Genomic DNA, 6,477 nt, shown 5'->3' with positions numbered 1-6,477 from the left:
TTGATGTATGGCGCCATCCAGAAGCTGCCGACACACCTGCAGGGCGCGCTCTCTTTCGTCTATCCGGTGGTGGCGATCCTCGTCGACGTCGGCGCCTTCGGCCACCGTCTGCACCCCGCGCAGATCCTCGGCGCCGCCGCCATCCTGATCGCCGCCGCTGGCATGACCCTCGGCTGGACGCTTTGGAAGCCCAAGGTGCCGAGCCCACAAGCGGCCGAGTGAAGGACCGCGACGGCCGTCCTGCCGTCTCGGCTGGGCGGCGGTCCCGCCCGACCCGGTTAGCTCTGATATCATGATCCCGCTTGCCCGCCTGTTCAAACCGGGCGCTTTGCTCTATGCCGCAATGCAACCATCTTCGCCCGGCATAGGCGAAAACCGGGATCGATGACCAATGAACGACGCCACGCCGCCCAATCGCTGCCGTATCGTGCTGATCGCGCCGAAAGACGCGCCGGCCGAGCGTATTGCCGCGGCCTTCGAGGGCGGTGACGTCGCCTCGCTCATCCTGCCGGAAAACGGCATGGATGACGTCGCCTTCCAGGCCTTCGCCGAAAGGATCGTGCCCACGGCGCAGGCGGCAGGCATCGCGGTCGTCATCGCCGGCGATACCCGCATCGCCGGCCGCGTCCAGGCCGACGGCATCCATGTCGAGGTCTCCAGCCAGGAGGTCGCCGAGACCATCGAACACTTCCAGGGAAGGATGATGGTCGGCGTCGGCGGCGCCAAGACCCGCGACGATGCGCTGGCGCTCGGCGAGGCGCGGCCCGACTACATTTTCTTCGGCCGCTTCGGTTACGACAACAAGCCGGAGCCGCATCCGCGCAACCTGTCTCTTGGCCAGTGGTGGGCCGAGATGATCCAGATCCCGTGCATCGTCATGGCCGGATCCGATCTCGCATCGGTCGAGGCGGTGGCCGCCACCGGCGCCGAATTCGTGGCGCTGTCCAGCGCCGTCTTCGCCGACGGGATCGACCCCAGGGGGGCGATCGCCGCCGCCAATGCGCTGCTCGACGAGACCGCGCCGCGCTTCGAGGATTGACGTGCGCCGGTCTTTGCTTCCCCTCGCGGTTCTGGCCGCGGCCCTTTTGACCGAGGCGGCGGCGGCGGCGCAGACCGTTCCGCTGCCGCAGCCCCGACCGGATGCTGGCGTACCGGACGCAAGCGCGCCGGCTGCAAATGCGCCCGCCGCAGGTGCGCCGACCACCGGCGTGCATGTCGACAAGCCGATCGCCACGCCGCTGCCGCAGCCCGCCACCACGGCCCCATTGCCTTCGGCGGACGCCATTAATCCCGATCGCTTCGGCGCCAAACCGTCGGATTCGGCCTATGGCGCCTTTCAGCGCGGCCTCTACAAGACCGCCTACAATCTCGCCTTGGTGCGCGCCCAGAACGGGGACCCCGCCGCCCAGACCCTGGTGGCGGAGATCCTGTCGCGCGGGCTCGGCGTACCGCTCAACGCCGCGGAGGCCGCGAAATGGTACGCGCTCGCCGCCGAGCAGGGCGTGCCGGAATCGCAATTCCAGTACGCGTTGATGCTGCTCGACGGCCGCTACGTCAAGAAGGACGAGAAGGCGGCGTATGCGCTGATGCAGGCCGCCGCGGAGGCCGGCAACCGCCTGGCGCAGTTCAATTTTGCGCAATTGCTTGTCCAGCAGGATCCGGGCGACGCCGGCATCGCCAAGGCTGCCACCTATTACGAGCGCGCCGCCGCCACCGGACTGGCCGACGCGCAATATGCGATGGCGCAGATCTACGCCAATGGCGCCGGCGGCAAGCCGCGCGATGATGCCCAGGCGCGTCGGCTGCTGGCGCAAGCCGCCAGGCAGAACTACGATACGGCGCAGGTCGATCTCGCCACATGGATGATCGAGGGGCGCGGCGGCGACCGCGACCTGAAGTCCGGCTTCGGCTGGATGAAACAGGCGGCCGAGGGCGGTAACGTCGCCGCCCAGAATCGCCTCGCCAAGCTGTACATGGAAGGCATCGGCACCGACCCGGACCTGATCCTCGCGGCCGCCTGGTATATCGTTGCCCGTCGCGCCGGACTTATCGATCCCGAAATGGATGATTTCCTCCAGGGCCTCGACGACGGCCAGACCAAGCAGGCGCTGCAGAAGGCGAACCGTTTGCCTTGAGGGCAAGAGGCGCAGGGCGGCGGCGCTGCGTCGCGGTGCTCCCTCCTTGCCTCTCCGGACGATTTGTGGTCTTGGAGGCGCCAAATCGCCGTCGCGGCGGCTCCCTCACTCCGGACCAGCATCATCATGGCCAAGATCAATGGCAACGAAATCCGTCCCGGCACCGTCATCGAGCACGATGGCGGACTTTGGGTCGCGGTCAAGACCAACACCGTCAAGCCCGGCAAGGGCGGCGCCTACAACCAGGTCGAGCTGAAGAACCTCATCAACGGCACCAAGCTCAACGAGCGTTTTCGCTCGGCCGAGACCGTCGAGCAGATCCGGCTCGATCTGAAGGATTTTTCCTTCCTCTATGAGCAGGGCGATGCGCTGGTGTTTATGGACACCGAAAGCTACGAGCAGCTCGAACTGGCGAAGGATTTCGTCGGCGATCGCGCCGCCTTCCTGCAGGACGGCATGATGGTGACGGTCCAGCTCTACGAGGAACGGCCGATCGGCATTTCGCTGCCCGATCAGGTGACGCTGGCCATCACCGAGGCCGACCCGGTGGTGAAGGGGCAGACGGCTGCCTCTTCCTACAAGCCCGCGGTGCTGGAGAACGGCATCCGCGTGCTGGTGCCGCCCTTCATTGCCGCCGGCGAGCGCATCATCGTCGACACCAACGAAATCACTTACGTCCGCCGCGCCGACTAAAGCGCGGGACAGCGGGAAAACAAGATGGCGCGTTCAGCGATCCTCAATGTCATGGTCCAGGCCGCGATGAAGGCCGGCCGTTCGCTGGCGCGCGACTTCGGCGAAGTGCAGAACCTGCAGGTGTCGATGAAGGGGCCAGGCGACTATGTCAGCCAGGCCGACCGCAAGGCCGAGGACATCCTGTTCACCGAACTGTCGAAGGCAAGACCCGGCTACGCCTTCCTGATGGAAGAGCGCGGCGCCATCGAGGGCGAGGATGGCCAGCACCGCTGGATCGTCGACCCGCTCGACGGCACCACCAACTTCCTGCACGGCATCCCGCTCTTCGCCATCTCGATCGCGCTGGAGCGCCAGGGCCAGATCGTAGCCGGCGTCATCTACAATCCGGCGATGGACGAGCTCTACACTGCCGAGCGCGGCGGCGGCGCCTTCATGAACGACCGCCGGCTGCGCGTCGCCGGCCGCACCAAGCTCACCGACGCTGTGATCGGCTGCGGCGTGCCGCATCTCGGCCGTGGCCAGCACGGCAATTTCCTCATCGAACTGCGCAATGTGATGGCCGAGGTCTCGGGCGTGCGCCGTCTCGGTTCCGCCTCGCTCGATCTCGCCTATGTCGCCGCCGGCCGCATGGACGGGTTCTGGGAGGTCGGTCTGTCGGCCTGGGACATCGCTGCCGGCCTGCTGCTGATCCGCGAAGCCGGCGGCTTCGCTTCCGATTTCGAGGGTGGGCAGGAGATGCTGGAGCACGGCTCGGTCGTTGCCGGCAACGAGATCATCCAGCGCGCGCTCCTGAAGACGGTGAAGAAGCCGCTGCCATCTCGTTGACAGGCAAGTCACGTTGACGGGCGCCGCGCTGAAGCGCCGCAGTCGCAAAACGGCAACCAAAGCTTGAAATACTGTCCGGCAGACGCCCAGATGAGGGCGATGCAGGACGGTTCATGAGCGACACCAGGTCACAATCCCAGATCGAGATCCCGTTCGTGGGACGCTGGCATTACTCGCGTGCCGAAGTGATCGCCGACGGCATCGTACATGCGGTGGGCATCGTGCTGGCCATCGCGGCGGGTTCGGCCTTCCTGGCGCTGGCCGCCTTCCATGCCGGCCCCGGCGAATATGTCGCTGCAGCCTTCTATGTCGTCTCGCTGCTCACCGTCCTGTCGGTGTCGCTGGCTTATAATCTTTGGCCGGTGTCGTCGCCGGCGAAGTGGATTCTGCGCCGCTTCGACCATGCCGCGATCTATCTGTTGATCGCCGCGACCTACACGCCCTTTCTCGCCCAGCTCGACGGCTCGCCGCTCGCCGTCTCGATGATCGTGCTGGTCTGGACGGCAGCGGCGATCGGCATCGCCATCAAGGTGCTTTTCCCCGGCCGCTTCGACCGGCTTGCGATCGTCTTCTACCTCGCCATCGGCTGGAGCGGCATTGTCCTGGTCGGCCCGATGGTGCGGACCTTGCCGACGACATCGATCGCGCTGATCGTTGCCGGCGGCATCGTCTATTCGCTTGGCGTCATCTTCTTCGCCTGGAAGGGGCTGCGCTTCCACAATGCCGTCTGGCATGGCTTTGTCGTCACCGGCGCCGGCTTGCATCTGGCCGCAATGGTCGACTGTCTGGTGATAAACCGGATCTAGAGCGTGATCCCGAAAGTGGGGAACCGGTTTTCGGAAAAGAACAGCTCCAACAAGAAGGTAGAGTCCCATCCCGATTTCCATCAGGGATGGAACAGGCTCTGAGCCCTGGCTCGGCATTATTGCCAACCACCATTCAATTTGGTCACAATTCCGTTTAGAGTTGCCGTCAACCTGATCGGCGGCGCGGCATCGGAAACGGGGTTCGGATGGCTTTTCTCAGATCCTTCGGCATGGGCAGGCGCTCCGACGTTCTGATCTACGATCCGCACAAATTGTCGAGCCCGCAGGTCTTCCTGCTCACCATGGTGATCTTCCTGATCATCGTTGCATTCATCGCCGCTATCCTCACCCGCCAGATCTCGACCGCCTTCGTCACCAATCCCGGCCTCAACGGCCTGATCATCGGCGTGCTGGTGGTCGGCATCCTCTTGGCCTTCGTCCAGGTCGGGCGCCTGTTTCGCGAGGTGCGCTGGGTCAACTCCTTCCGCGCCGGCTCGGAGACCACGGAGCCTGTGCTGCTCGCGCCAATGAAGGCGATGATCGGCCGCTCGTCGACGGTGGCCTTCTCGACCAGCTCGATGCGCACGATGCTCGATTCCATCGCCACTCGCCTCGACGAAAGCCGCGACACCTCGCGCTACCTCGTCGGGCTGCTTGTGTTCCTTGGCCTGCTCGGTACCTTCTGGGGTCTGCTCAACACCATCGGCTCGATCCGAGAGACCATCGAATCGCTCGATCCCGGCACCGGCGACGCCGCCGCCGTGCTCGATTCGCTGAAGCAAGGGCTTGCCGCGCCGCTCGCAGGCATGGGCACGGCGTTTTCGTCCTCGCTGTTCGGCCTCTCCGGCTCGCTTGTGCTCGGCTTCCTCGACCTGCAGGCCGGCCGTGCCCAGACCCGCTTCTACACCGAGCTGGAAAACTGGCTGTCCTCGGTCACCGATCTGTCGCACGATATCGTCGTCTCCGACTCGGCCAGGACCGAGCCCTCCGACGAGATCCGCCTGCTGTCGGAAAGGCTGCGCAGCCTGCAGGAGAATGGCGGCGGCTCCAATCCGCGCGTCGCCACCGCGATGGCCAACCTCGCCGACGGTATTTCGGGCCTGGTCAAGAACATGCGTTCGGAACAGCAGATCATGCGCGACTGGGTCGAAGCGCAGTCCGACGAGCAGAAGGCGATGCGCAACACGCTGGAAAAGATCGCCGACGCGCTGAAGAAGCCGGGAGTGCACTGACGTGGCGCTGGCAAGGCGGCGCGCCGATCGCCGCATCGACTATTGGCCGGGCTTCGTCGACGCGCTATCGACACTGCTTCTGGCGATCATGTTCCTGCTCACCGTCTTCGTGCTGGCGCAGTTTTTGCTCGGCCGCGAGATCTCCGGCAAGGACACGGTGCTCAACCGGCTCAATTCGCAGATCAACGAACTGACCCAGCTTCTGGCGCTGGAGCGCTCTACGACGCAGGACAGGGAGGATTCTCTCGCCAATCTGCAGGCCTCGCTATCGGCGTCGGAGGCGGAAAAGAGCCGGCTCGAACAACTGCTGGCGCAAGGCGCCGGCGCCGGCGACGCCGCCAACCAGCGCGCCGCCGCCCTCTCCGGCGAGCTCGACAGCCAGCGCCAGATCAGCCAGCAGGCGCTCAGCCAGGTCGAGATCCTGAACCAGCAGATCGCCGCCCTGCGCAAGCAGATCGGTGCGCTCGAGGACGCGCTCAACGTTTCGGAAGCGCGCGACCGCGACTCCAACACCAAGATCGCCGACCTCGGCCGCCGCCTCAATGTCGCGCTGGCGCAGCGCGTGCAGGAGCTGAACCGCTACCGCTCCGACTTCTTCGGCCGCCTGCGTGAGATCCTCGCCGACCGCGAGAACATCCGCATCGTCGGCGATCGCTTCGTCTTCCAGTCGGAGGTGCTGTTCCCGACCGGCTCCGAAGAGATCAACGATGCCGGTAAGGTTGAAATGAAGAAGCTCGCCGACGCCATCATCGAATTGCAGAAGGAAATCCCGCCGGAGATCAACTG

General features: G+C 65.3%; 7 protein-coding genes and 1 pseudogene. All 8 read left to right on the top strand.

Features of this window, described 5'->3' with window-relative positions:
• A pseudogene (locus EOA33_RS20210) lies at positions 1 to 222 on the top strand (EamA/RhaT family transporter); the annotation flags it as partial.
• Positions 223 to 391: 169 nt separating this feature from the next.
• Complete coding sequence (locus tag EOA33_RS20205; protein ID WP_127406393.1) at positions 392 to 1,039, top strand: thiamine phosphate synthase; 648 nt, start codon at positions 392 to 394, stop codon at positions 1,037 to 1,039.
• 1 nt (position 1,040) lies between these two features.
• Entirely contained in the window at positions 1,041 to 2,135 is a 1,095-nt protein-coding gene (locus EOA33_RS20200; protein WP_127406392.1) for a tetratricopeptide repeat protein, read from the top strand.
• 126 nt (positions 2,136 to 2,261) lie between these two features.
• Positions 2,262 to 2,828, top strand: a complete 567-nt coding sequence (gene efp / locus EOA33_RS20195; protein ID WP_126057856.1) for an elongation factor P — start codon at positions 2,262 to 2,264, stop codon at positions 2,826 to 2,828.
• Positions 2,829 to 2,852: 24 nt separating this feature from the next.
• Positions 2,853 to 3,653 (top strand): inositol monophosphatase family protein, encoded by an 801-nt coding sequence (locus EOA33_RS20190; protein WP_126057855.1) that lies wholly within the window; start codon positions 2,853 to 2,855, stop codon positions 3,651 to 3,653.
• Positions 3,654 to 3,766: 113 nt separating this feature from the next.
• Complete coding sequence (locus EOA33_RS20185) at positions 3,767 to 4,459, top strand: hemolysin III family protein (RefSeq protein WP_127406391.1); 693 nt, start codon at positions 3,767 to 3,769, stop codon at positions 4,457 to 4,459.
• Between the two features lie 206 nt (positions 4,460 to 4,665).
• Positions 4,666 to 5,691 (top strand): MotA/TolQ/ExbB proton channel family protein, encoded by a 1,026-nt coding sequence (locus EOA33_RS20180; RefSeq protein WP_126057853.1) that lies wholly within the window; start codon positions 4,666 to 4,668, stop codon positions 5,689 to 5,691.
• Between the two features lies 1 nt (position 5,692).
• Positions 5,693 to 6,477, top strand: a 785-nt coding sequence (locus EOA33_RS20175; RefSeq protein ID WP_127406390.1) for a peptidoglycan -binding protein, incomplete at its 3' end; no start/stop codon positions are given.

The sequence above is a fragment of the Mesorhizobium sp. M4A.F.Ca.ET.050.02.1.1 genome (assembly GCF_003997725.1).
Classification (GTDB): Bacteria; Pseudomonadota; Alphaproteobacteria; order Rhizobiales; family Rhizobiaceae; genus Mesorhizobium.
Note: the sequence above shows the minus strand (reverse complement) of the source record. Positions and strands in the feature narration are given on the sequence as shown.

Excerpts from the sequence above, each read along its gene's own strand:
- EOA33_RS20205 (WP_127406393.1), top strand. The coding sequence starts at position 392 with ATGAACGACGCCACGCCGCCCAATCGCTGCCGTATCGTGCTGATCGCG.
- efp (WP_126057856.1), top strand. The coding sequence starts at position 2,262 with ATGGCCAAGATCAATGGCAACGAAATCCGTCCCGGCACCGTCATCGAG.
- EOA33_RS20190 (WP_126057855.1), top strand. The coding sequence starts at position 2,853 with ATGGCGCGTTCAGCGATCCTCAATGTCATGGTCCAGGCCGCGATGAAG.
- EOA33_RS20185 (WP_127406391.1), top strand. The coding sequence starts at position 3,767 with ATGAGCGACACCAGGTCACAATCCCAGATCGAGATCCCGTTCGTGGGA.
- EOA33_RS20180 (WP_126057853.1), top strand. The coding sequence starts at position 4,666 with ATGGCTTTTCTCAGATCCTTCGGCATGGGCAGGCGCTCCGACGTTCTG.